Source organism: Intrasporangium sp., assembly GCF_035688975.1.
GTDB lineage: Bacteria > Actinomycetota > Actinomycetes > Actinomycetales > Dermatophilaceae > CALMNV01.
On record NZ_DASSMH010000008.1, the window covers coordinates 26,970 to 50,497 of the forward strand.

The 23,528-nt window shown below is 72.5% G+C and carries 24 protein-coding genes; 8 read left to right on the top strand and 16 right to left on the bottom strand.

The window, feature by feature from the left end:
• Positions 1 to 12 precede the first annotated feature (12 nt).
• The 5 genes from VFJ94_RS00700 (at position 13) to VFJ94_RS00720 (ending at position 4,685) form a co-directional block, all read left to right on the top strand.
• Positions 13 to 702 (top strand): GntR family transcriptional regulator, encoded by a 690-nt coding sequence (locus VFJ94_RS00700; RefSeq protein ID WP_325002242.1) that lies wholly within the window; start codon positions 13 to 15, stop codon positions 700 to 702.
• A gap of 169 nt (positions 703 to 871) precedes the next feature.
• Positions 872 to 2,425 carry an NCS1 family nucleobase:cation symporter-1 gene (locus tag VFJ94_RS00705; RefSeq protein WP_325002243.1) on the top strand — a complete coding sequence of 518 codons (1,554 nt, stop codon included), beginning with the start codon at positions 872 to 874 and terminating at the stop codon, positions 2,423 to 2,425.
• Between the two features lie 5 nt (positions 2,426 to 2,430).
• Entirely contained in the window at positions 2,431 to 3,168 is a 738-nt protein-coding gene (locus VFJ94_RS00710) for an aspartate/glutamate racemase family protein (RefSeq protein WP_325002264.1), read from the top strand.
• Between the two features lie 234 nt (positions 3,169 to 3,402).
• Positions 3,403 to 4,179, top strand: a complete 777-nt coding sequence (locus VFJ94_RS00715; protein ID WP_325002244.1) for an IclR family transcriptional regulator — start codon at positions 3,403 to 3,405, stop codon at positions 4,177 to 4,179.
• A gap of 95 nt (positions 4,180 to 4,274) precedes the next feature.
• Positions 4,275 to 4,685, top strand: coding sequence for a nuclear transport factor 2 family protein (locus tag VFJ94_RS00720; RefSeq protein ID WP_325002245.1), 411 nt, complete (start codon positions 4,275 to 4,277; stop codon positions 4,683 to 4,685).
• Positions 4,686 to 4,897: 212 nt separating this feature from the next.
• On the opposite strand, the gene VFJ94_RS00725 is transcribed toward VFJ94_RS00720, so the two are convergent.
• The 8 genes from VFJ94_RS00725 to VFJ94_RS00760 form a co-directional block, all read right to left on the bottom strand.
• The gene (locus tag VFJ94_RS00725) at positions 4,898 to 6,487 is read right to left on the bottom strand and encodes an alkaline phosphatase PhoX (protein ID WP_325002246.1); all 1,590 of its coding nucleotides are present in this window, start codon (positions 6,485 to 6,487) and stop codon (positions 4,898 to 4,900) included.
• Between the two features lie 241 nt (positions 6,488 to 6,728).
• Positions 6,729 to 7,394, bottom strand: coding sequence for a DedA family protein (locus tag VFJ94_RS00730; protein ID WP_325002247.1), 666 nt, complete (start codon positions 7,392 to 7,394; stop codon positions 6,729 to 6,731).
• Positions 7,391 to 8,053 (bottom strand): phosphatase PAP2 family protein, encoded by a 663-nt coding sequence (locus tag VFJ94_RS00735; protein ID WP_325002248.1) that lies wholly within the window; start codon positions 8,051 to 8,053, stop codon positions 7,391 to 7,393. The genes VFJ94_RS00730 and VFJ94_RS00735 overlap by 4 nt, the downstream gene beginning before the upstream one ends.
• Positions 8,054 to 8,175: 122 nt before the next feature.
• Positions 8,176 to 9,084: a DMT family transporter gene (locus VFJ94_RS00740; protein ID WP_325002249.1), complete on the bottom strand. Its 909-nt coding sequence runs from the start codon at positions 9,082 to 9,084 to the stop codon at positions 8,176 to 8,178.
• Positions 9,081 to 10,256, bottom strand: coding sequence for a glycosyltransferase family 4 protein (locus tag VFJ94_RS00745; RefSeq protein ID WP_325002250.1), 1,176 nt, complete (start codon positions 10,254 to 10,256; stop codon positions 9,081 to 9,083). Before VFJ94_RS00745 ends, VFJ94_RS00740 begins: the two co-directional genes overlap by 4 nt.
• 233 nt (positions 10,257 to 10,489) lie before the next feature.
• Positions 10,490 to 11,617 carry an alpha/beta hydrolase gene (locus VFJ94_RS00750; protein ID WP_325002265.1) on the bottom strand — a complete coding sequence of 376 codons (1,128 nt, stop codon included), beginning with the start codon at positions 11,615 to 11,617 and terminating at the stop codon, positions 10,490 to 10,492.
• Positions 11,618 to 11,653: 36 nt separating this feature from the next.
• Entirely contained in the window at positions 11,654 to 13,438 is a 1,785-nt protein-coding gene (locus tag VFJ94_RS00755; protein ID WP_325002251.1) for a phosphatidylglycerol lysyltransferase domain-containing protein, read from the bottom strand.
• Between the two features lie 102 nt (positions 13,439 to 13,540).
• Positions 13,541 to 13,915 (bottom strand): spore germination protein GerW family protein, encoded by a 375-nt coding sequence (locus VFJ94_RS00760; RefSeq protein ID WP_325002252.1) that lies wholly within the window; start codon positions 13,913 to 13,915, stop codon positions 13,541 to 13,543.
• A 106-nt stretch (positions 13,916 to 14,021) separates the two neighbouring features.
• On the opposite strand from VFJ94_RS00760, the gene VFJ94_RS00765 reads away from it, so the two are divergent.
• Together VFJ94_RS00765 and VFJ94_RS00770 are read left to right on the top strand one after the other, a co-directional pair.
• On the top strand, positions 14,022 to 14,447 hold the full coding sequence (locus VFJ94_RS00765; RefSeq protein WP_325002253.1) for a hypothetical protein: 426 nt from the start codon (positions 14,022 to 14,024) through the stop codon (positions 14,445 to 14,447).
• 217 nt (positions 14,448 to 14,664) lie between these two features.
• Positions 14,665 to 15,393: a TetR/AcrR family transcriptional regulator gene (locus tag VFJ94_RS00770; RefSeq protein WP_325002254.1), complete on the top strand. Its 729-nt coding sequence runs from the start codon at positions 14,665 to 14,667 to the stop codon at positions 15,391 to 15,393.
• A gap of 331 nt (positions 15,394 to 15,724) precedes the next feature.
• Here the strand turns inward: VFJ94_RS00770 and VFJ94_RS00775 are convergent, their stop codons facing one another.
• The 6 genes from VFJ94_RS00775 to VFJ94_RS00800 form a co-directional block, all read right to left on the bottom strand.
• The gene (locus VFJ94_RS00775) at positions 15,725 to 16,576 is read right to left on the bottom strand and encodes an NAD(P)-dependent oxidoreductase (RefSeq protein ID WP_325002255.1); all 852 of its coding nucleotides are present in this window, start codon (positions 16,574 to 16,576) and stop codon (positions 15,725 to 15,727) included.
• 171 nt (positions 16,577 to 16,747) lie between these two features.
• The gene (locus tag VFJ94_RS00780; RefSeq protein WP_325002256.1) at positions 16,748 to 17,899 is read right to left on the bottom strand and encodes an acyl-CoA dehydrogenase family protein; all 1,152 of its coding nucleotides are present in this window, start codon (positions 17,897 to 17,899) and stop codon (positions 16,748 to 16,750) included.
• A 186-nt stretch (positions 17,900 to 18,085) separates the two neighbouring features.
• Positions 18,086 to 19,150, bottom strand: coding sequence for an ABC transporter ATP-binding protein (locus tag VFJ94_RS00785; RefSeq protein WP_325002257.1), 1,065 nt, complete (start codon positions 19,148 to 19,150; stop codon positions 18,086 to 18,088).
• Positions 19,147 to 19,935, bottom strand: coding sequence for an ABC transporter permease (locus VFJ94_RS00790; protein WP_325002258.1), 789 nt, complete (start codon positions 19,933 to 19,935; stop codon positions 19,147 to 19,149). The genes VFJ94_RS00785 and VFJ94_RS00790 overlap by 4 nt, the downstream gene beginning before the upstream one ends.
• Complete coding sequence (modA, locus tag VFJ94_RS00795) at positions 19,932 to 20,735, bottom strand: molybdate ABC transporter substrate-binding protein (protein ID WP_325002259.1); 804 nt, start codon at positions 20,733 to 20,735, stop codon at positions 19,932 to 19,934. The genes VFJ94_RS00790 and modA overlap by 4 nt, the downstream gene beginning before the upstream one ends.
• Entirely contained in the window at positions 20,732 to 21,127 is a 396-nt protein-coding gene (locus VFJ94_RS00800; protein ID WP_325002260.1) for a TOBE domain-containing protein, read from the bottom strand. The genes modA and VFJ94_RS00800 overlap by 4 nt, the downstream gene beginning before the upstream one ends.
• Positions 21,128 to 21,285: 158 nt before the next feature.
• On the opposite strand from VFJ94_RS00800, the gene gabT reads away from it, so the two are divergent.
• Positions 21,286 to 22,638: a 4-aminobutyrate--2-oxoglutarate transaminase gene (gene gabT / locus VFJ94_RS00805; RefSeq protein ID WP_325002261.1), complete on the top strand. Its 1,353-nt coding sequence runs from the start codon at positions 21,286 to 21,288 to the stop codon at positions 22,636 to 22,638.
• Between the two features lie 25 nt (positions 22,639 to 22,663).
• Here gabT and VFJ94_RS00810 read toward each other — a convergent pair whose 3' ends face one another.
• The gene (locus tag VFJ94_RS00810; RefSeq protein WP_325002262.1) at positions 22,664 to 22,996 is read right to left on the bottom strand and encodes a TfoX/Sxy family protein; all 333 of its coding nucleotides are present in this window, start codon (positions 22,994 to 22,996) and stop codon (positions 22,664 to 22,666) included.
• 196 nt (positions 22,997 to 23,192) lie between these two features.
• Positions 23,193 to 23,528: hypothetical protein (locus VFJ94_RS00815; protein WP_325002263.1), on the bottom strand; the 336-nt coding region annotated here is incomplete at its 5' end.

Sequence of the window (23,528 nt, forward strand, 5' to 3'; positions counted from 1 at the left end):
ACGGGAGTGCCCATGACGCAGCCACGCCGGCAGTCGGGCATCGTGAGCCTGCTCGTGCGACAGAAGGACTACGTCTCGGGCCCCGAGGTGCTGACCGAGCTGCGTCGCGTCATCGCGTCCGGGGCCGTCCCGCCAGGGAGCCCGATCCCGCTCGACGACGTGGCCGCGTTCTTCGGGGTGAGCCTCATCCCGGTCCGCGAAGCGCTGAAGACCCTGCTCGGCGAGGGCCTGCTCGCGCACCAGCCGCGGCTCGGCTACACCGTGACGGCGCTCTCGGCAGCCGAGCTCCACGAGCTCTACGTCGTGCGCGGGGCGCTCGAGGCCGCGGCCCTCGACGGCGCGGTGCGCCAGGCCACGGCCGTCGACCATGCCCGCGCGCGGGCGGTCCACGAGCGCCTCGCTGCCTGCCTGTCGGCAGGCGACATCGTCGGCTTCCAGCGCGCCAGCCGAGACTTCCACGAGGCGCTCCTCGCCTCGTGCCGTATGCCGCGGCTGCTGCACATGCTCGACATCGCGTGGAACCTCACCGAGCCGGTCCAGACCATGATGCGGGTGACCGACGAGGAGCGCCTCCAGATGCAGGTGGACCACCAGGAGATGCTGGAGGCCTTCGTCGCCGGTGACGCGGCCAGCCTCAGGAGCGCGGCAGAGGCGCACCACGACCGCCTCACCGCCTGCATCGCGCGCATCGGCGACGCCTGATGCTGCAGACACTGTGAAACACCCAGGCAATGTGAAACACCCTGGCACTGTGAAACACCCTGGATATACGCGGATATACGATTGGAAACCTTTCTCGGGCAGGGTGCTGGCTTCTAGCGTTTTCTCCACGACCAGTCCGCGGGACACCGCGGCGGGACAAAGGAGTCCGATGAGCACCACCAAGACCGAGTATTTCGAGGACGAGACCGCCGCCGCCGAAGCCGGCTACGCCACGCACCACGGCGAGCACGACCACGGGGCAGGGACCGGGCTGATCAAGTCGTCCTACGACCACCGCCTCACCAACGAGGACCTCGCGCCGCTCAAGGAGCAGACGTGGTCCTGGTACAACATCTTCGCCTTCTGGATGTCGGACGTGCACAGCGTCGGCGGCTACATCACCGCGGGCAGCCTCTTCGCGCTGGGCCTGACGAGCTGGCAGGTCTTCATCTGCCTCATCGTCGGCATCACCATCGTGCTGTTCTTCTGCAACCTCGTCGCCAAGCCGAGCCAGCGCACCGGCGTGCCATATCCCGTCATCTGCCGCTCGGTCTTCGGCGTGCTCGGGGCCAACATCCCGGCCATCATCCGCGGCCTCATCGCGGTGGCGTGGTACGGCATCCAGACCTACCTGGCCTCCGCGTCCCTCGACATCCTCCTCGTGCGGATGTTCCCGGGCCTCGCCCCGTATGCCGACGTCACCCAGCACGGCATGCTGGGACTGTCCACCCTGGGGTACTTCACGTTCGCCGCCCTCTGGGTCGCCCAGGCAGCCGTCTTCTGGACCGGCATGAACACCATCCGCAAGTTCATCGACTTCGCGGGCCCCGCCGTCTACGTCGTCATGGTGGCGCTGTGCGTCTACCTGCTCGCCAAGGCCGGCTGGCAGGTCGACCTCAACCTCTCGGACCGCTCCCTGAGCGGCACCCAGGTGTTCACCACCATGCTCGCCGCCACGGCGCTGGTCGTGTCGTACTTCTCCGGGCCGATGCTCAACTTCGGTGACTTCTCGCGCTACGGCAAGACCTTCGAGGCCGTCAAGAAGGGCAACTTCTGGGGCCTGCCGGTGAACTTCCTCTTCTTCTCGCTGCTCACCGTCCTCACGGCGGCAGCCACGCTGCCCGTCTACGGCAAGCTCATCACCGACCCGGTCGAGACCGTCGGCCACATCGACAACACGTTCGCGCTCGTGCTCGCCGCCCTGACCTTCACGACGGCGACGATCGGCATCAACATCGTCGCGAACTTCGTCTCGCCCGCCTTCGACTTCTCCAACGTCAGCCCACAGAAGATCAGCTGGCGCATGGGCGGCATGATCGCGGCCGTCGGGTCGGTGCTGCTCACCCCGTGGAACCTCTACAACAACCCCGCGACGATCCACTACACGCTGGACACGCTGGGCGCCTTCATCGGCCCGCTCTTCGGGGTGCTCATCTCGCACTACTACGTCGTGCACAAGCAGCGGGTGTGCGTCGACGACCTGTTCACCCTCGACGAGTCCGGCGCCTACCACTACACGCGCGGCTACAACCCAGCGGCGATCTACGCCACCGTCATCGCCGCCCTCGCGGCCGTGGCCTGCGTCTTCGTCCCCGGCATCAACCGATTCACCGACTACAGCTGGTTCATCGGCTGCGGCGTCGGCTTCACGGCATACAGCCTCATCGCCCCCCGCCTCGGCGTCAGCGTGCGCCAGCTGACCGACAAGCTCGTCCGGCAGTGACCACCATGCCCATCCGGATCACGGTCATCAACCCGAACACGACGCAGTCCATGACGGACCTCATCGAGGCCGAGGCCCGTCGCCTCGCCGGCCCTGACACGGTGGTCACCGGCCGCACCCCGTCCATGGGGCCGGCGTCGATCGAGAGCCACTACGACGAGGCGCTCGCCGTGCCGGGGCTGCTCGAGATCATCCGGGAGGACGACGAGGCGGACGCGTTCGTCCTCGCCTGCTTCGGGGACCCGGGTCTGGACGCCGCCCGCGAGGCGGCGTCCAGGCCGGTCGTCGGCATCGCGGAGGCGGCGATGAAGGTCGCGTCCCTGCTCGGCCGCAGCTTCAGCGTCGTGACGACGATGAGCCGCACCGTGGGCCGCGCCTGGGACCTCACCCGCACCTACGGGCTCGAACGCCAGTGTGCGGGAGTGCACGCCTGTGACATCCCCGTCCTCGAGCTCGACGAGGACCGCGACCACACGTATGCCGTGATCCTGTCCTTCGCCAAGGCCGCGCTGGCCGAGGACGGCAGCGACGCCATCGTGCTCGGGTGCGCGGGGATGGCCGGGCTGCCGGAGCTGCTCACCGAGCAGCTCGGCGTGCCGGTCGTCGACGGCGTGGCGGCCGGGACGGTCCTCGCGGAGGGGCTCGTCCGGCTGAGGCTGCGGCCCTCGACGACCGGCGAGCTCGCGCCGCCGCCGGCCAAGGCCTACACGGGCGCGCTGCGGTCCTTCGGCCGCATCCCCTAGTCGCCCCGGGCGGCATACGGCTCGTCCGCGATCAGGATCATCGGGGCTGGGCCGTCATCGGGACGGGCGCGGGATCAACTGGCGGATCAACAGGCATGTGGCGTCGCCCTGGCGACCCCAAACGCCAGTTGATCCGCCAGTTGACCGGGTGTCACGCTGCGGAAACCCGCGTCCGCACTACACTAGTTCCATGATGCGAAAAGCTTCTCTCATCAGTATGGCGGGGAGAAGAACATGAAGGCGGAGGCGCCCGCCCCGAGATCCGGAGGCGTGCAGTCGCTCGAGCGGGCGTTTGCCATCCTTGAGAGGATGGCGGACGCTGGCGGCGTCATCAGCCTCTCCCAGCTCGCGACCGACGCGAGCCTGCCCCTGCCGACGATCCACCGGCTCGTGCGGACCCTCGTCGACCTGGGCTACGTGCGTCAGGAGGCCTCGCGGCAGTACTCCCTCGGGCCACGCCTCATCCGCCTCGGGGAGACGACCTCGCGGATGCTCGGCCGGTGGGCACGCCCGCACATGGAGCGGCTGGCGCAGGAGCTCGGCGAGTCGGTGAACCTCGCGATGCTCGACGGCGACCAGGTGGTCTACGTCGGCCAGGTGATGGCGTCGCAGAACTCCATGCGGATGTTCACCGAGGTGGGGCGCCGTGCCCTGCCGCACTCGACCGGAGTCGGAAAGGCCATCATGGCCCAGCTCGACCCGGCGGAGGTGCGAGGTCTGCTCGCCCGGACCGGCATGCCCGCGCGCACCGAGCACACCATCACGTCCCCCGACGAGTTCGCCTTGGAGCTCGAGCGCACGCGGCAGCGCGGCTACGCCCTCGACGAGGGTGAGCAGGAGGTCGGTGTGCGCTGCGTCGCGGTGGCCGTGCCAGATGCGCCGCAGCGACTCGCGCTGTCGGTGTCGGGGCCGCTGCCGCGCATGACGGACGACTTCGTCGCCAGCGCGTCCGGTCCGCTGCACCGCACGGCGCGCGCCATCGCGGCGGAGATGCGGGGCGCCCGCCCCTAGGCCACGACCCGAAGATCGACCGAACGGTCGATGTGCGCGCGTCCAGGTCCTCCCTACGGTGGCGTCGAAGGAACCAACCGGCAGGAGGAACAGCCATGACCAACACCACCGCGCAGAGCGCCGACGTCATCGCGGTCCGCTCAGGGTTCGAGGCGATCGCAAGGGGTGACCTCGCCGGCTTCGGCGAGATGTTCCACCCCGACGCCACCTGGAACCACCGCAACGACGACCGGCTGGGCGGCGTGCACGCCGGCCGGGACGGGATCCTCGCCTTCATCGGCGAGTCCGTCCAGCTGACGGCCGGGACGCTGCGCCCCGTACCGCGCGTCTTCATGACCGACGGCGAGGGGCACGTCGCCGTGCTCACGCAGGTCAGCGGCACCAGGCCGGACGGCCGGTCGTTCGACAACCCGCAGATGCTGCTCTTCCGGGTCGTGGACGGCAGGGTGCGCAGCGTCGACCAGTTCGTCGGCGACCCGGTCGCCGTGAAGGCCTTCTGGGCCTGAGCCGGCCGCGGTGCGACGTCCCGCGAGGAGCCCCCTGTGCACCCGGACGACCATTGGTCGGCGACACCTCGGGCGACCGTGCTCAGCTGAGGTGCCGCGGGCGCGGTGAGGGGGACCAATGGTCGTCGGTGTGCACAGGTCGGGGGCACCGAAGGCCCAGCCGGCCGGGCCAACGCTGCAAACCGCTGGGCCCGGCCGGTCGGGGGAGGGGATCAGTCGTGGGACTTGCCGTTCCAGCTGATCTCCCACGTGACGTTGTCGCCGTGCTGCTGCGTCCAGAAGGTGCGCCACCTGGCCGACAGGGGCCGCGGCTCCTTGGCGCCGAGGAGACCGGCGGGGGTGGGGTCGCCGTCGGAGACGTGGATTCCGGTGATCTCGTTGTCGCCGTCGTTGTAGGATGGCCCGCTCATCGAGTCGAAGGTCGCAGAGGCGTCGCGCCCCTCCGCGAGCCAGCGCGTCGGTCGCGGTGCAGACGCCGCGCCCTTGTCGTCGTGCTTCTCTTGCCGCTCGCTCTCCGCGAGGCGGTAGAGGTAGCCCGAGTCGAGGGCATTGCGCTGCTCGTGCAGGCTGTCGCCCGCGTCCTCGACAACGAGGAGGTCGTCCTCGGTCGCGAAGGCGATGTTGTCGAAGCCCGTGTGCTCCTTGTCGCCGACCGCGGCGATGGAGATCCGGCCCGTGGAGGCGCTCGGGCCCGCCTGGGTCAGGCGGAACACGCCGCCCCACGCTCCGGGCAGCGCGCTGTCCGTGCTGGTGTCGCCCGTTTCGGTGAAGTAGAACTCGCGGAAGTTGGTGCCCGGCCGGAACACGCCGTTCTCGGGTCGCTTGAGCGGGGTGGCTCGGGCTGCAGCCGCGGCGGCCGTGGCGTCGAAGGGCTCGAACGTGCCCCGATGCACAGTCACCCACTGCGTGGCGAAGGACGTGCCGTACGTGTGCAGGTTGCGGATGAAGGCGTCCGCCGGGTTGGCCTGCAGCTGCGGGGCGGTGGCCGGGCTGCCGTTCGCCCGATTGATCTGCAGCGCCTGCAGCGCGCCCCCCTTGGTCAGGTCGGTGCGGTCGCGGGGAACGAACCGGTAGACGTAGCTGTTGGGGGCCTTCCCGCCGTTCGCGGCAGGGCCGCCGATGTCCTCGACGAGCCAGACGTTGCCGTCCTTGTCGTTCTGGATGCCCTCGTAGCCGCCCGAGCCGAGTGCGGGCAGGCGCACGGCCTTGCCGTCCACGGCGTCGCCCTTGTCGTTGAGGGAGACGGCGAAGACCCCGCCCTTCGGGGCCTTCGCCTCGGCCGTCAGCAGCAGCTGGTGGGTGAAGGGGTCCCACGTGATGCCGTCGATCGTCGGATACGCCTGCCCGGCGTCGTCGACGTCGGAGATGAGGGTCACCCGCTTGGCGGGGTCGGTCTCGTCGAGGTTGATGCGCGTGACGTAGCCGCGGGGACCGGTCTCGTGGCCCTGGTAGAGGTAGTGCTTGCCGCCGAGGACGAGGTAGACGTTCTTGTCCGGCTCCGTCTTGCGGGCCTCGTTCTTCGTCTGGGTCAGCGGTGCGCCGTCGAGGGTGTTGTAGCCGTAGTGCGTGACGCCGTTGACGGTGTCCGGGTTGGCCAGGGGCAGGTTGCCCCACGCCACGGAGGTCTGGGTCGCGCTCGGAGTGACCACGTTGTTCTGCACTCCCATGGCCGGGTTGGCATAGGGAACGCCAACCACGCGGAAGCTGTTGTCCGCCTCGGCCGGAGCGCTGGCTGCAGCGAAGACGGCGGCAGTCGCCATGGTGGCGACCAGGCTCGTCTTCTTCAGGATGGAGATGTTCACAGGTAACGCCTCTCGGAGATGACCCGGAGGGCCTGGGAGGCCCTCCACCTACTCTCGAAACCCTGTCGGTGGCTGCTGAGGATGGGGGAACGAATGGGCCAACCGCAGCCCAACTCGAGTCGAGCAGTTGTCGCCAAACGGGCATCGTCGACTGCACGGATCACGAACGCCATCGAGGGGGCCAGTGTCGAGCAGGCCCACCCGGAGCAGGACCCGGGTCACCATCCCAGGGACGACGGCCTCACTCCGGGGCGGAGACGTCGGCCTGAGGACCGCCCCGGCGCCCGGCGCGCCGCTCCACCTGGCGCTCGGCCCGGTGCTTCCGGACCCGCCAGACGACGAGAGCGACCACGGCCACGGCGAGCGCGACGAAGGCCCCGTCCCGCCCGAGCGTCTTTTCGACCTGCGCATACGACGCCCCGGCGAGGTAGCCGGCCGTGACGACGACGGCTCCCCACACCACGCCGCCGGCCGCGTTGAAGGCGAGGAACCGGGGATAGGGCATGCGGGCCGTGCCGGCCAGGGCGGGCATGACCGCCCGGAAGAACGCCACCCATCGGCCCAGGAAGACCGCGGCGCCGCCCCGCCGGGCGAGGAGGTCCTGCGCGTCATCGAGGCGGGCACGGTGCTTGTCGAGGGCGCGCCACGTGAGCAGGCGCGGCCCGGCGTGCTTGCCGACCTCATAGCCGACGCTGTCCCCGACGATCGCGGCGGCGACCACGACGGCGAGCACGGCAGCAAAGGAGACGTGTCCGCGATGCGCGGCCACGCCACCGAGGATGGCGACCGTCTCGCCGGGGATGACGAAGCCGACGAAGAGGGCGTCCTCCGCGAAGACGACGAGACCCACGACGCCGAGCACCATCCACGCGGGCGCCCCGAGGATGCTGTCGAGCAGGCCGCTCACGACCGCGCTGGCAGCGACGCGGCGACCGCGTCGCCCGAGTGCAGGCCCCCGCCCCCGGTCTCGCCTCCGGGCGGCGGAAATGCCGTGCGAAGCACCGGCAGGCGGCGCAGCCAGCTGGTCAGGGCGGTCAGCGGCCGGCGGAGCAGCAGCCACCCGGCGACCGAGACGGCGGCGCCGAGGACGAGGCCGGCGAGGACGTCCCACGGGTAGTGGGCGCCGATGTAGACCCGGGCGAACGCCATGAGCCCCGCGGCCCCGACGGCGAGGCGCCCGAGCCGGCGGTGGGCCAGCAGCAGCCCGGCCGCCACCGCCCCCGCCATCACCGCGTGGTCGGAGGGGAAGGAGAAGTCCGTCGTGGCGTCGGCGAGGCGCAGGATCCCGGGGTGCGCGGCATACGGCCGGCTCTCGGCGAAGACGCGGCCCACGACCTGGTTGACCCCCAGCGCGCCCAGGGTCGCGACCGCGGCCCACCCGGTGGCCGCCAGCCGGGTCGAGGGGCCCGTCCGGCTGATGAGGAGCGCGGCAAGCAGCAGGCCGGCGAAGAGGACCATCCCGTATGCCGCGTAGCCCAGCACGGGGCCGTGCAGCCACGGGGTGCTCTCGGCGAACCGGTTGACGGCGAAGAACACCGCGTCGTCGAGGCGGCGCACAGTGGTCATGCGCGCGCCTCTTCCAGGCCTGTCAGCGGCATTCGTCTTCCCCTCCTACCTGGGTGCCTGCACTGTCGGCTCGACCATAGGTGCCGGGGCTGGACGCCGGCTGGGAGCTCGCTGGGAGCAGGTCAGGCCGGGCGCCCGGGATGGACCGTCGAGTCCACGGCAACCCGGACCCGCGTGAGCAGGACCACGGCGGTCGACATGACGACCAGGCACAGCACCGAAAGCAACACCGGCAGCGCGCCGTCACGGAGCCGCTCGTCGAAGACGGCGACGCCGAGCGCGACGCTGACGATCGGGTCGGTCGTCGCCGTCGCCGGCAGGCTGGAGGACAGCGGACCGGCCTGGAACGCCATCTGCGCGAGAAACACCCCCACCGCCCCCGACGCGAGGAGCGCGTAGAGCGGCCAGCTTCCCAGCAGGGCCCCGGGACCCTGCGAGAACACGCCGGCGCAGGTCTTCATCAGGGCGGCCGTCCCGGCATAGATGGTGCCGACAGCGACGCCGAGCAGGCTCGCGGCCCGCTTGGAGGCGAGCTTGCGGCGCATGGCCCAGCGCGCCGCCAGGACGCATCCGACGACCACGACGACCGACGCCGCGGCTGCGAGCACCGCCGGCAGCCGGTTGGTCCGCCCGGCAGCGGCGGTCACGGCGCCCGAGACGACGAGGAAGCCGGCGACGGAGGCCACCAGCACGGCGCCGAGCACCAGCTCCCGGCGGCTGATCCTCGTCCCCGCGATCCGGTGCCCGAGCACGAGCGCGAAGAGCACGGCGATGACGAGCACCGGCTGGACGACGCTGAGGCCACCCAGGTGCAGGGCAAGGAGCTGGAGCGCGAGTCCGCCCACGTCGGCGAGGATGCCGAGCAGCCAGAGTGGGTGCCGGACGGTCTCGACGGCGAAGTCGCGCAGGTCCCTCGCTCGGAAGTGGTGCACGCGCGGCACCTGCCCGGCACTGCGGTGCTTCAGCGCCGTCGCCAGCGAGAAGAACGCGGCCGACCCGACGGACAGGGCGATGATGCCCGGGAGGCTCACGAGCCGGCCCCCTCGAACACGGGCTCGATCGGCCTCTCGGGCCCCCTGCGGTCGGGGCGGACAGCCGCCGCTCGCTGCAGACCGAGTGCCGAGTCGTATGCCGCCTCGGTGGCACGCAGGACCGACCCCCACCCCACGAGGCAGTCGCTCGTGCGGTTGTGCTCGGCGATACGCCGCCGCAGCGCGGGCTCCCGGGCGAGGCGGACGATGGCCGCGACCATCTCGTCGTCCGACCCGCAGAGCAGCCCCTCCCGCTCGTGCCGGACGAACTCGCGCACCCCGCCGCTCGACTTCGCGACGACGGGCACCCCGGTGCAGCGGGCCTCGAGGGCGGCGATGCCGAAGGACTCGAGGTCGGCCGGTGCGACGAAGACCTGGGCCCGGCCGAGGAGGCGGTGCACCTCGTCGCGGTCGAGGCGCCCGAGCAGGCTGACGGCCTCGGTCATGCGAGTGCGCCGGAGGTGGCTCGCCATCGCCTGCTGCCGGGGCCCGTCGCCCGCGATGAGCAGGCGCAGCCGCGTCGGGTCGCCCAGGCGGTCGAGCTCCTGCTGGGCCCGGTGCACGATGCGCAGCAGCGCGAGGGGACGCTTGCGACGGGCCAGCCGCATCACCGCCGCGAGCACGAGCTCCCCGGACGGCTCGGCGGGTGCCGGCAGGCGCCACCGCTCCTGGTCGATTCCGTTGGAGAGGATGCGGATCGGGCGACCCGGCGGAAGGTGACGCCGCACGGTGTCCGCAGCCGCCCCGCTCACCGCGCTCCAGAGGATGGGCAACGAGGACCAGCCGCCGGCCGCGTCCATCGCCGCCATGATGGGCGCCACGCCGGCCCACATCGAGTGCACGGTCACCGTCGTCGCGGTCCCCCCACGGGCGGCGGCCCGGGCGAGGAAGAACGCCAGGGGCGAGGCGACGCCCAGATGGGCGTGCACGACATCGACGTCGAGCTCGCGCAGGGTCCGGATGCCCTCGCGGACAGCCAACGGGTGCAGCGCGTGCGGCCGTGGCAACGTGTCGGTGACGCGGTGCACGTGGCGTTCCACCGCACCGGGGGTGCTCGTCACGACGTGCACCTCGTGCCCCCGGGACCGCTGCAGGTCCGCCAGCTCGGCGACATGCGTCTCGATCCCGCCGAGCCGCGGGAGGTAGAAGTCGGTGACGTGGGCGATCCTCACCGCGGATCAGGTTCGCGAGGGCCGGCGGAGGGCACGGGGAGGGGGCAGGAGGACATAGTGGTACAGCGTAAGGGCGCAGATCACCGACGGGCGGTCGTGGGCCACGTGGGGTGCGGGGTGAGGCGGCGTTTGAGCCGGCGTCGAGGCGGCGTCGAGGCGGCGTCGAGGCGGCGTCGAGCTCGGTGCCCTCTCCGAGCCAGCCGGCTGTCACGGCGAGGGGTCGGCGGGCCTGCTCACGCGCGGAATCCGGGCATGGTCTCTCCGAGCCAGCTAAGGGCATCGGGAACGAGCGGGATGAACACCGACAGACGGTGCCCACCCGTCTTGAGCAGGACGGTCGTCACCGATAGCGGGGGCCGGACGTCCTGCACGAACAGCGCGGTCGTGGGATAGGACAGCCCGTCCGTCTTGGTCGACAGCACCCACATGGCGAGCGGTGGGGGGTCGGTGCGCGCCGCCCGGATGAGGTCGTAGGCGCGGGCCGCCGGCGAGCCGGGCGGGATGGGGTCGTAGCCCGCGGAGAAGTCGGGCCGGAAGTACCCCTGCAGGACGATGGCCGCCCCGAAGACGTCGGGGTGGTGCATGCCGAGCATCGCCGCGCACCACCCGCCGAACGAGTACCCCATCACGGCCCACGAGGTGCGCAGCGGCTGGGCGCGCAGGTGCGTCATGACCCATGCTGGCACGTCCTGCGCGAGCCACGTCTCTGCCTGGGGGCCGGTCCCGGCCGGCGCGTCGACGCATTCGGTGTCGACCGTGGCCGGGTCGTTGACCTGCGGCATGACGATGATCGACTGACCCAGCCGGTGCCGGGCCACGAGGTCGTCCACGATGCTGTCCACGTGGATGGTGTGCACCCACACGGCCGGGTTGCCGGGGAAGCCGTGCAGGGCCAGGACCACCGGATAGCGGTGGGTGCGGTTGGCGGCGTAGCCCGGCGGGAGGTCGACGAGCACCTGCCCGTGGACGCCGCTGCGTGCCCCGGTGACCGAGAAGGCCTGCAGCCGTATGCCGGGGTGCGGCGCCAGGGGGCCGGGCGCCGCCTCGGCCCACTGCGAGAAGCCCGGCCCGGCTGCCCGGGCGCTGGCCGCTCGCTGGGCGCTGGCTCCGCCGTGGGTGGACGTCGAGGGCGACCGCGCGCCGAGGAGGTCGGACCAGCTGACGTAGAAGGAGTACTCGTCGTTGAGCGCCGCGGCGCCCAGGGCGACGACGACGATGCTCAGCGCGACCGCCTCGGTTCCCCGGATCGACACTGCCACCCATCGGCGCGAGGTGCGCGGGAGCCCGAGTGCGATCAGCAGCAACAGCACGAGAGCGAGGCAGCCGAGCCCGACCAGCAGGCCCCCGCCCGTCAGCGACATCACTTCCCCGATTCCTCCACCGCGTCGGCGGCGACGCTACGGTCGCTGGCTGGGAGGCGGCCGATGGTTGCCTGAGAGGTCGCTGGTGGGAGGGGACGCACGCCTCCTCCCCGAGAGCGTCGCCCACGACGGGGTGCGGAGGAATGCCTCGGCCCGCAGTGCCACCAGGCCGATGCGGGGGAGGTCTCGCGCCTCGACGAAGCACAGGTATCGGGGCTGCCACAACGGGTGGTACTTGGCGTTGGCCCGGTAGAGCGCCTCGATCTGCCAGAAGCGCGACGCCTGGAGCAGCACGGCGTGCCACACCCGCAGGACCGGGCCCGCACCGAGGCGTTCCCCCCGCTCGAAGACGGAGCGGAACACCGCGAAGTTCAGCGAGAGCCGGGTGACCCCGAACCGCGGCGCCTGCGACACCAGGCCGGCCACCATGGCCTCGACGGTGCCATTCTCACTCGACCGGTCGCGGCGCATGAGGTCGAGGGACAGGCCGTCGGGCCCCCACGGGACGAAGTGCATGAGGGCGCGGAGACGGCCGTTGCCGTCGAGCGCCCGCACCATGACGCACCCGTCGTCCTGCGGGTCCTGGAACCTTCCCAACGCCATGGAGAACCCGCGCTCGGTGGCGCCGTTGCGCCAGGCGTCCGCCCCGTGCACCGCCTCGTCGCGGGCCGCCTGGCCGACCTCGGCCACCCGGTCGCAGCGGATCCGGTAGCCGGCCCGCTCGACCCGGCGGACGGCCTGCCGCACGGGACGCATCCGCCGGCCGTCGAGGCCGAAGTCGTCGACCTCGATCACCGCTTCGTCGCCGATCTCCACGGCATCGAAGCCGGCGCGGTGGTAGGCATTGGCCCCCGCTGTGCTCGCGCCGAGCACCGCTGGGCACCAGCCGAACCGAGTCGTCTCCTCCAGCCACGCCGAGATCGCCGCTGGCCAGGCTTCCGGGTCTCCTATGGGGTCGCCACCGGCCAGGCTCACCCCTCCGACCACGCGATAGCTCACCGCTGCCTTGCGCGACCTCGAGAAGATCACGCTGCGGTCCCGACGCAGCGCGAAGTACGACAGGGAGTCCACCCTGCCGTGCCCGGCGATGAGCGCCCGCAGCTCCTCCTCCTCGCTGGGCGTGAGGGTGTGGGGGCCGCCCGCCGGCCGGAGCATGACCCCGAGCGCGGTCAGCAGCCCCGCCGCGCCGAGGATGAGGAGGGTGACCGCGGCCCGGTCGGCCGCGTCCTGCGTGACGAACCGGACCGGCCCCGGGATGCCGATGAGCCCGAACACGGCCTCCTCGAGGCGCTCGGCCGCCGAGGTGCCCGGCGCCTCGCGGGCACCGGTCAGTGTCAGCAGGAGCCAGCCGAGGCTCGTGGCGAGGACGAGGCCGCTCCCGGCCGTCCACAACACCGTCCGCGTGGAGCGGGGGTCGGGCCGGGCGACGAAGTCGCGGCGGCCGGCGACGAGCAGCAGCAGCACCACGCCGGCGAAGGTGGCCTCCTCCACGTCGAGGCCCTTGACGAGATGCAGCACCGCGGCCAGACCGCTCAGCGTGACCGCAGCCCACCAGGCGCGGGACTTGCGGCGACGCAGGCCGCGGGCGAGGAAGAGCAGCACGAGGCCGGTGGCCGCGGTGCCCGCGCGAGCCGCCGCCGGTGCGAAGTGCGGCAACACCTCCCGGATGGCCGCCAGGCGCTCACCGAGCGACGGGGTGAGGGCGCTGACGAGGGACACGAGCCCCAGCAGGGCGAGCAGTCGGGCGAGCCACGCGGGACTCGACGCGTGCCGCGCCCACCGCCGCGGGCCCGAGAGGGGGCGGCGCGAAACGGCCTGCATGACGCCATTGTCGGTGACGCTCCCGCGCGTCACGCGTCGCCCCGGAGCGGACACGGCGGCATACCCCCGCCCTGGCCGGCTACCTGCGGGAGCCCGCGCGCGTCATCTACGTTGAGGACGCAGCCCGGTCACGCGCGGTGTCCTACAGCGGTGGCGCGGACGCAGGGCGGAGCGGACGACAAGCGCCACGACGATCGCGACCAGCTGGCCGCCGAGGACGATGCGGGTCACGTCGACGGCGGGCTGCCACGAGGCGGTGCCGTCGCGGATGACGTAGACGCCGGCCGGTCGGGCTGAGAACGACCCGCCTCCGCCGCTGCCCTTGCCCTGTTCGCTGTCGCCCTCGCCTCCGCCGGCGCCGCCGCGCACTTGGGCCACGGGCACGACGAGCGCGTCACCCTGCGGGATCGGGTCCCCGAACACCTTGGAGACAGCCATGTTGTCGGTCACCTGGGCAAGCAGCTCCTTGACGTCCATGGACCGACGGTATGCCGGGGTCGCGCTGCGGGGCAGGGACCTACGGCCCTGACCCGCGCACCGGGGCCGCGGTGACGATGAAGAGAGAAGCCGCAAGGAGGCAGTCATGACCACGCTTGCCCCGCCTCGTCGCCCGGCCGTCGCGTCGCGGCGGTTCGGCTACGCCGTAGCGCTCCTCGTCAACGGGGCGATGCTGTATGCCGTGAACCGCTGGCCCGGGTGGGAGGCTGTGCCGTTCCTCACCGCCGACACGCCGAAGGTCCTCGGCATCGTCAACGCCTCCATTGCCGCCGGCGTCGTCGCCAACGCCCTCTACCTGCTCGTGGACAGCGTGCGGTTCAAGGCGCTCGGCGACATCGTGACGACCTCGATCGGACTGGTGGCCATGGTCGTCATCTGGCAGGTCTTTCCCTTCGCGTTCGGGCCGGGGTCCGTCGACTGGGCCCTGGTCGTGCGGGTCCTCGGCGTCGTGGCCATCGTCGGCAGCGGCATCGCCATCCTCGTGTCGCTCACCGTCCTCGTCACCGGCTGACCAGTCGGGCGCCGCTAGCGGCATACGGATCGTGCCGAGGGGGTCACGGCACCCGACCCTGCCCGCCCGGAAGACCGAGGCCGGGCCGGTCCTGTGCCAGAATGGCTGCACAACCTCCCCCGGTCGAGGCATCCGGGGTGTCGGGACCACGTGTCGACCGCCAGGGGACGTGAACCGGTCGGCGCGTCGAGGATGACCGAGGAAAAGGTGAGCTGAGATGTCTGGCGACGGCCGCCGAACCCCGAGCACCGCTCCTGTCGAGCGCGAGCGGCTGTCGCGCTCCCTCATCATCGATGCAGCGATCGGTCAGGTGGACCGGGACGGCGTGTCCGCCCTCAGCATGCGCCGGCTCGGCAAGCAGCTCGGCGTGGAGGCCATGTCGCTCTATCGCTACGTCAACGGCCGAGAAGACCTGCTGGAGGGCATCGTCGACGAGCTCGTCGGTGAGCTGGAGGTCGCGCCGGAGAAGGGGCTCGGCGCCTCGAACGGGTGGCAGGCCTACATCCAGTGGCTTGCCCACGAGGTGCGCAGCATGGCGCTCGCCCACCCTGCGGCCTTTCCGCTCGTCGCGACGCGGCACCCCGCCGCCCCGTGGCTGCGCCCTCCGCTGCGCAGCCTGCGCATCGTGGAGCAGTTCCTCAACGCGCTCATCGACCGCGGCTTCACGGGCGAGCAGGCCGTCGACGCCTACCGCACCTTCACCAGCTTCCTGCTCGGGCACCTGCTCCTCGAGACCGCGACCCTGGGCGCCGAGACCGGACCGGCCTCGGAGCCGCTCGACGAGGGGAACGCGGACGTTCCCAACCGGGACGAGGACGTCGAGCTCGCCGACTATCCGACCCTCCTGCGTCTGCGACCGCTGCTGTCGCAGGACGACACCGAGGCGGAGTTCGAGCGGGCCCTCGAGGCACTCCTCGACAGGTTGGACATGTCCCTCAGCCAGTGAACGCCCACCCCGCGCCCCAGTCGAGTGGCCACTTCGGTGCAGTCGCGGGTGCACGAAAGTGGCCACTCGACTGGGCCGTGGCCGGTCCTGCCTGCCGTCGAGTGGTCACTTCGGTGCAGCGGTCGGTCCTGGCGCTGCGGTCGAGTGGTCACTTCTGCGCAGTGACCGGTGGCCGGTCCTGGCGCTGCGGTCGAGTGGTCACTTCGGTGCAGCGACCGGTCCTGGCGCTGCGGTCGAGTGGTCACTTCGGTGCGGTCGCGAGTGCACGAAAGTGGCCACTCGACGAGGTGGGCCGTGAACGAAAGTGGCCACTCGACCAGGTGGGGCGCGCTCACGCCCGAAGGGTCCGCCACGAGAACTCCGGGTGATAGCCAAGGACGCGCCGGGCCTTGTCGATGGACAGCAGCGTCTCGTGATCGCCGATGGTGCCGCGGCGCGGGACGTCCGGGAAGAACCGGTCGAGCAGCTCCCCGTTGGGGATCGTCATGACGGTGTCCGGGGAGGCGATGACGAAGCAGTCGAACCCGGTTTTGTCGTGCGCCAGGGCCCGCTCGACGGCCTGGGCGCCGTCACGGCCGTCGATGTAGCCCCAGAGGTTCCACGCCCGCCCCTGCGGGTGGCCGTCGAAGGGGAACGCCGCGTAGTCCTGGACGTCCATGACGTTGGAGAAGCGCAGCGCGACGATCTTGAGGTCCGGATGCCACCGGCACAGCTGGGCGGCCATCTGCTCCTCGAGGTGCTTGACGAGGGAGTAGACCGACTCGGGGCGGGCGGCATACTCCTCGTCGACGGGCACGTAGGGCGGCGGCACCTCGAAGGGCAGCCCGAGCACCGTCTCGGACGAGGCGTAGACGACGTTGCGGATGCCGAGCCGGATCGCGGCGGAGAAGACCCCGAACGTGGACACGAGGTTGTTGCGGAAGGTCTCGATGTCGGGCGCGATCCCGGGGGCGGGGATCGCGGCCAGGTGCACGAGCGCGTCGACAGTCGTGGTCGCCGACCCCTCGCGCACGCCGGAGAGCGCGTCGACGACCTGCCCATAGTCGGTGAGGTCGACCTGCAGGAAGCCCGGGCCGCGGGCACCGGCGCGGTCGAGGACGAGCACGTCGTGGCCCCCGTCGCGCAGCCGTGTGACGACGTGCCGGCCGAGCTTGCCGGAGCCTCCGGTGACCGCGATGCGCATGCGTCCTCCTGGTTGATGGTTTCGCCGAGCCGTTTGGGTATGCCGCCTGGGAGCGACCTTATGCGCCCACGCGAGTGGGGCGGGCGGGACCATGGTGGGCGTCTGCCGCGTGTGCGCGTGCCCCGTGCACTTCGCGTCGCGCCCGGCGCCTGGATCCCCCGGCACTCGCCGTCAGTGCTGAAGGAGCTGTCGGGAGATGACGAGCCGTTGGATCTGGTTGGTGCCCTCGAAGATCTGGGTGACCTTGGCCTCGCGCAGGTAGCGCTCGACGGGGAAGTCCTGCGTGTAGCCGGCGCCGCCTAGCACCTGGACGGCGTCGGTCGTGACCTTCATGGCGGCGTCGGTGCAGACGAGCTTGGCGACGGCGGCCTGCTTGGTGAACGGGCGGCCGGCGTCCCGCAGCCGGGCGGCGTGCAGGTAGGTGGCGCGCGCGGAGGTCACGGCGGCCTCCATGTCGGCGAGCAGGAACGCGAGTCCCTGGAAGGTGCCGATCTTCCTGCCGAACTGCTCGCGCTCCATCGCGTATGCCGCCGCCCTGTCCAGGGCCGCCTGCGCGAGTCCCGTTGCGGCAGCGGCGATTCCGAGACGGCCGGAGTCGAGGGCGGCCAGGGCCATCATCATGCCCTGGCCCTCCTCGCCGATGCGCCGGTCCGCGCCGACGACGACGCCGTCGAAGACGACCTGGCGCACGGTGTCGGAGTGCAGGCCCATCTTGCGCTCGGGCGCGGCGAACTCCAGACCGGACGCGTCAGCCGGCACGACGAAGGTCGTGATGCCCTTGCCGCCGGTGTCGGCCGTGCGGGCGAAGGTCGTGTAGTAGTCGGCGTGGCCGGCGTGCGACACCCAGGCCTTGGTGCCCTTGAGCGCGTAGGTCCGCCCGTCGGCCGAGCGGGTGGCGCGGGTCGTCATCGAGGCGACGTCCGAGCCGGCGAGCGGCTCGGAGAGGCAGTAGGCGCCGAGCTGCTCGCCCGAGAGCATCCCGGCCAGCAGTGTCGCCTGCTGCTCGGGCGTCCCCCACGTCGCGACGGGGTAGGCCGTGAGGCTGTGCACGCTCACCCCCACGGCGACGCTCATCCAGGCTGAGGCGATCTCCTCGACGACCTGCAGGTAGACCTCGTACGGCTGCCCGCCCCCGCCGTGCTCCTCCGGGTACGGCAGCGACAGCAGGCCGGCCCGGCCGAGGGTCCGGAAGACCTCGCGGGGCAGGGTGTGCGCCTGCTCCATCGCGTCGACGTGGGGAGCGAGGTCCTTGCGGCAGATCTCGCGAGTCAGCTCGATGAGGTCCTCGGCCTCGCCGGTCGGCATCACCCTCGTTGCTGGCATGGCCCGACTCTAGGGCGCTGGCTCCGGGCGACCAACACGCCAGACGTATGCCGTGGGGCTGGCCACCCAGGACGAACGGAACTGGCCACTCGACGATGGGGGGGAGCCGCCCGCCCACCCACGAGTCGAGTGGCCACTTCCGCACACCCGCACCGCCCGCGCCCGCGCCCGCGCCCGGGTCCGCCCTCAGCGGGGATACGTGCGCACCTCCGTCGCCTTGACCGACGCCCACACCTCGTCGCCGGCGCGCAGCGCCATCGCGGTCACCGCCGCGAGCGTCACCTCTGCCGTCAGCGGCAGCGCGCCGGCGAGGCCGACCCGCGCCGACTGCCCCTGCAGGGTGATGTCCGTGATCCGCAGCCGCCAGTTGTTGCGGGGCGAACCCTCCGGTGGCTGCCGGTGCAGCGACACCGCCGACGGGGCGATCGTCGCCCACACGCGCCCGGCTGGCGCGTCGGCGGTCACGAGCGAGCCGGCCCCGTCGAGCCGGACGGTGCCCGCGGGGCCGAGCTCACCGGCATACAGGTTGAGCCCGACCACGGTGGCGACGTAGGCGCTACGCGGCTCGCGCAGCACCTCTCCCGGTGAGCCGGACTGGGTCACGCGGCCGCCCTCGACGAAGACGAGCCGGTCGGCGAGGGTGAGCGCGTCGAGGGGGTCGTGCGTGACGAGCACCGTGACCCCGTCGTAGGCCGCGAGCCGGGCCGAGAGGTCCGAGCGGGTCCGCGCCCGCGTGTCCGGGTCGAGCGAGGCGAGCGGCTCGTCGAGGAGGAGCAGACGTGGGTCGGTGGCGAGGGCCCGGGCAAGCGCCACGCGGGCGGCCTGGCCCGACGACAGCTCTCGGGGCCTGGCCCCGTGGTGGGAGGCGAGTCCGACGCGGCCGAGCTCGTCGTGGGCGCGGGCCCGCGCGGCCCTGCGGCCGACGCCCCGGCTGCGCAGGCCGTAGGCGACGTTGTCGAGCGCGCGCAGGTGGGGGAAGAGGAGCGGCTCGGCGAGGAGGAGGCCGACGGACCGCTCCTCCGGGAGCCGGCGCCGCCGGCCCGCGCTCTCCCACTCCTCGCCGGCCACGGCCACCCTGCCCGACCGGAGCGGGATCACGCCGGCGAGGGCGAGCAGGGCGCTGGTCTTGCCGCCGCCGTTGGGGCCGAGGACCGCCACGACCTCGCCCGGGGAGGCCGTGAGGTCGACGGACACCTCAAGCGTCCCGCGGCTGAGGCCGATCCGCGCCTCGAGCCCCGGGGGAGGGGTCACCGCAGCCACCGGCCGCGCAGCAGCCCGAGGACGAGGACGCTGACCGCGAGGAGCGCGATGCTCATCGAGATGGCGACCTGCGGATCCTGCTCGAGGGCGACGTAGACGGCGAGCGGCGCGGTCTGGGTGCGGCCCGGGAAGCTGCCCGCGAAGGTGATGGTGCCCCCGAACTCGCCCAGCGCCCGCGCCCAGGCCAGGGCGAGGCCGCTCGCGATGCCGGGCAGGACGAGCGGCAGGCCCACGGTGCGCAGGTAGTGCAGCTCGCTCGCGCCGAGGCTCCGGGCGACCGCCTCGAGCCGGACGTCGAGGCCACGCAGGGCGCCCTCCACCGCGAGGACGTAGTAGGGCAGCGACACGAACGTCTCGGCGAGCACGACGGCGACCGTGGTGAAGGGCACCTGCACGCCGAGGGCTGTGAGCGGCCCGCCGAGCAGGCCCTGGCGGCCCCACGTGAGGAGCAGCGCGACGCCCCCCACGACCGGCGGCAGCACGAGCGGCACCGTGAGCAGAGCCCGCAGCCAGCGGACGGCCGCTGTGTTCGCGCGAGCGAGGAGCCACGCGAGCGGGGTGCCGAGGAGCAGGCAGAGCGCCGCCGTGGACGTGGTCGTGAGGAGCGACAGGCGCAGGGCCGGCCCGGCGGTCTCGGCGGTGAGGTCGGCGGGCACGCGGGCCCAGTCGGCGCGGAGCAGCAGCGCGAGGAGGGGCAGCAGGAGCAGCGCGAGCGCCAACAGGGCGGGCACCCCGAGGACGGTCCGCGAGCGCCACCGGCCGCGGGCCGCGGTCATGGCGCCCCGAAGCCGACCGACTCGAGCGTCGAGCGGGCGGCGTCGCTGCGGACGAAGTCGACGTAGGCCCGCGTGGCCGCGTCGTCGTCGAGTCGCAGGACGGGGTAGCGCAGGGTCGTGTTGGCCTCCGGCGGGATGCGTATGCCGGTCACGGCGCCCTTGGCCGCGGCGACGTCGGAGGCGTAGACCACCGCGGCATCCGCCTCGCCGAGCCGGACCTTGGCGAGCGTCGCCTTGACGTCCACCTCGCGGGAGACGACCGAGGGGGCGACGCCCGCCTTGGCGAGGATGGCGTCGGACGCCGCGCCGCACGGCGCCCTCGAGGCGCACAGGACGAGCGCCAGGCCCGGCCGGCCGAGGTCGCGCAGGCTCCCCACGTGGGCGGGGTTGCCCGGGGGGACCGCGATTTCGAGGACGTTGGTGGCGAAGACGGCCCGCTCGCGCACGAGCGACGGGTCGAGCGGACCGGCGGCCGCCTCGCCGGCCAGGGCGAGCACGTCGGCGGGCGCGCCGTGGTTGGCCTGCTGGACGAGGGTCGAGCTGGAGCCGTAGGAGACCGAGACGTCGACGCCGGGGTGGGCGGCCTCGAAGTCCGCCGTGATGCGGTCGAAGGCGTCGGTGAGGGACGCGGCCGCCAGGACGACGACCGTGCCGCGGGCCGAGGACGCCGAAGCGGCCGTAGCCGTGTCGCCGCCGGCCGCGTCGCTGTCGAGCCCCGCGCGGCCGCAGGCGGACACGACGAGCGCGAGCATCAGCGCGGCCCCTGCGCAGGCACGCCGGGCGGCGGTCCGGGCCGTCACGCCGGGACCTCCACGACGACGTGGGTCGACTTGACGGACGCAACGGCGACCCCGCCCACCTCCAGGCCGAGGTCGTCCACCGACTCGCTCGACAGCAGCGAGACGATCCGGAACGGCCCGCACTGCAGCTCGACCTTGGCCATGACCGTGTCGCGGGTGATCGCGGTGATGATGCCGCGCATGCGGTTGCGGGCCGAGGCGCCGCCGGTGAGGCCGACCTCGGCCGGGTGGGCCAGCTCCTGGGCCGCCGCGGCCAGCGCGGCCCCGTCGACGGTGCGCCGCCCGGACGCGTCGGTGCCCCCGCCCAGCCGGCCGGAGTCGACCATGCGGCGGACGGTGTCGTCGGAAACGCCGAGCAGGGCGGCGGCTTCGCTGATGCGCAGGTGCGGCATACGGAGCACTCTACCTCCGCAGATGCGGGGGCTACGAGCGGCTGGACGAGTCCCTCTCGGCCCCCGCCACGCCGGGGCGGTGGGGGCTGACCCGCGCCGACCGGGAGCCGGCCGGCCGGGGGCCGACCGGGAGCCGTCCGGGCGGCATACTGGCCGTCATGGCGACCGTCGACCAGCACCGCGTCCTGCGCACGTCCATCCCCGGTCCCCGGTCGATCGAGCTCCACGCGCGCAAGGCGGCTGCCGTGTCGGCGGGCGTCAGCACCGGCCTGCCGGTCTACGTCGAGCGCGCCGGCGGCGGCATCCTCGTCGACGTCGACGGCAACCAGCTCATCGACTTCGGCTCGGGCATCGCCGTGACCACGGTGGGCAACGCGGCCCCGCGGGTCGTCGAGCGGGTACGGCGGCAGGTCGAGGACTTCACCCACACGTGCTTCATGGTGACGCCGTATGCCGAGTACCTCGAGCTCTGCGAGGCGCTCAACGCCCTGACGCCGGGCGAGCACGAGAAGCGCTCGGCGCTCTTCAACTCCGGCGCCGAGGCGGTCGAGAACGCCATCAAGGTGGCCCGGCACCACACGGGGCGCCAGGCCGTCGTCGCCTTCGACCACGCCTACCACGGCCGCACCAACCTCACCATGGCGCTGACCGCAAAGAGCATGCCCTACAAGCACCGGTTCGGGCCCTTCGCGGGCGAGGTCTACCGGGCCCCGATGAGCTATCCGTTCCGCTGGCCCGGCGGCCCGGCCGACTGCGCCAAGGAGTCCTTCGACGTCTTCGCCGCGCACGTCCACGCCCAGGTGGGTGAGGACAACGTCGCCGCCGTCATCCTCGAGCCGATCCAGGGCGAGGGCGGGTTCATCGTGCCCGCACCGGGATTCGTCGCACAGCTGCGCGAGTGGTGCTCCGAGCACGGCATCCTGCTTGTCGCCGACGAGGTGCAGACCGGCTTCTGCCGGACCGGTGACTGGTTCGCCTCCGAGCATGAGCAGGTCGTGCCCGACCTCGTCACGACCGCGAAGGGCATGGGTGGGGGCCTGCCCATCGCCGGGGTCACCGGCCGCGCCGACGTCATGGACTCGGTGCACAGCGGCGGGCTCGGCGGCACCTTCGGCGGCAACCCCGTCGCCTGCGCCGCCGCTCTGGGCGCCATCGAGACCATGCGCGAGGAGGACCTGTGCGCGCGCGCCCGGGCGGTCGAGGCGCTCTTCCTGCCCCGGCTGCAGGCGCTCGCCGCGCGGTTCCCGCAGATCGGCGACATCCGCGGCCGTGGCGCCATGCTCGCTGTCGAGCTGGTGCGCGGCGCGGGCGACCTCACGCCGGACCCCGTCCTCACCGCCGCGGTGGGCCGCACCTGCCACGCCCAGGGACTGGTCACCCTCACGTGCGGCACCTACGGCAACGTCTTCCGCTTCCTGCCGCCGCTCGCGGCGGACGACGACCTGCTGCGCGAGGGTCTCGACGTCTTCGAGGCGGCGTTCGAGGCGGTCTGCGCCGCCACGCCGGCCTGAGCGCAGTGGACGGCCGCCCGTCGGGCTACTTCGGCGGCAGCGACCGGGCGTAGGCCACGCCGTGGCCCACCCAGCGCCGGAGCTCCTCGTCGGTCTCGACCGCCGCGGGGTCGACCCTCAGCCAGCCGTCCATCTGCCTGCCGCGCATCTCGAACCGCTGCACGTGCGGTTCCCGCACCAGGACGTCCGTCTGGCTCGGGTCGACGCGCAGCAGCAGGCCGCCGCCGCTGCTTGCGGCGACGGCCATGTTGCCGCCCACGAGGAAGGCGAGGCCGCCGAACATGCCCCGCTCCGTGACGCCGCTCTCGCCGCCCACGACCTCCCGCACCCGGTCCGCGAGGTCGTGGTCGTATGCCATGAGCTGCAGTATGCCGTGCCCGGAGCCGGCCGTGGCTGGCCGATGAGCACACCGACGACCATTGCTCTCCGGTGCTGGCCGCGCCCGTGCTCAGCGTGGCCGGAGCCGGGCACCAATGGTCGTCCGGGTGTCCGCGGCGGCCGCGGTGGGTGGCCCGCGCCTCCCGCCGCGGACCGGCACCCGGGGCGCAGGGGCGTCACGGCCGGCCGTTCGCGTCGGGCACCTCGGGCACCCCACCGGTGAGGCGGTGCACGAGGTCCTCACGGATCTGCTCGCGGACCTCGGCGTCGACCCGGATCACGGGTGAGATGGGGATCCACACGTCACCGTCGATGAGCAGGTGGACCGCGCCGCCGGACTCCAGGTCGCCGCGGACTCCGCAGTGGCCTGCGGGCGCCGGGTGCGCTGGCCCGCCGAGGACCACCGCCCAGTATGCCGTGCCGCCGACCAGCAGGACGGCCACCCACTCCTCTTCGAGGGTCCGCACCAGCCGGTAGCTCCACTCGCTCGTGACCGGCTGCCCGAACGGGCG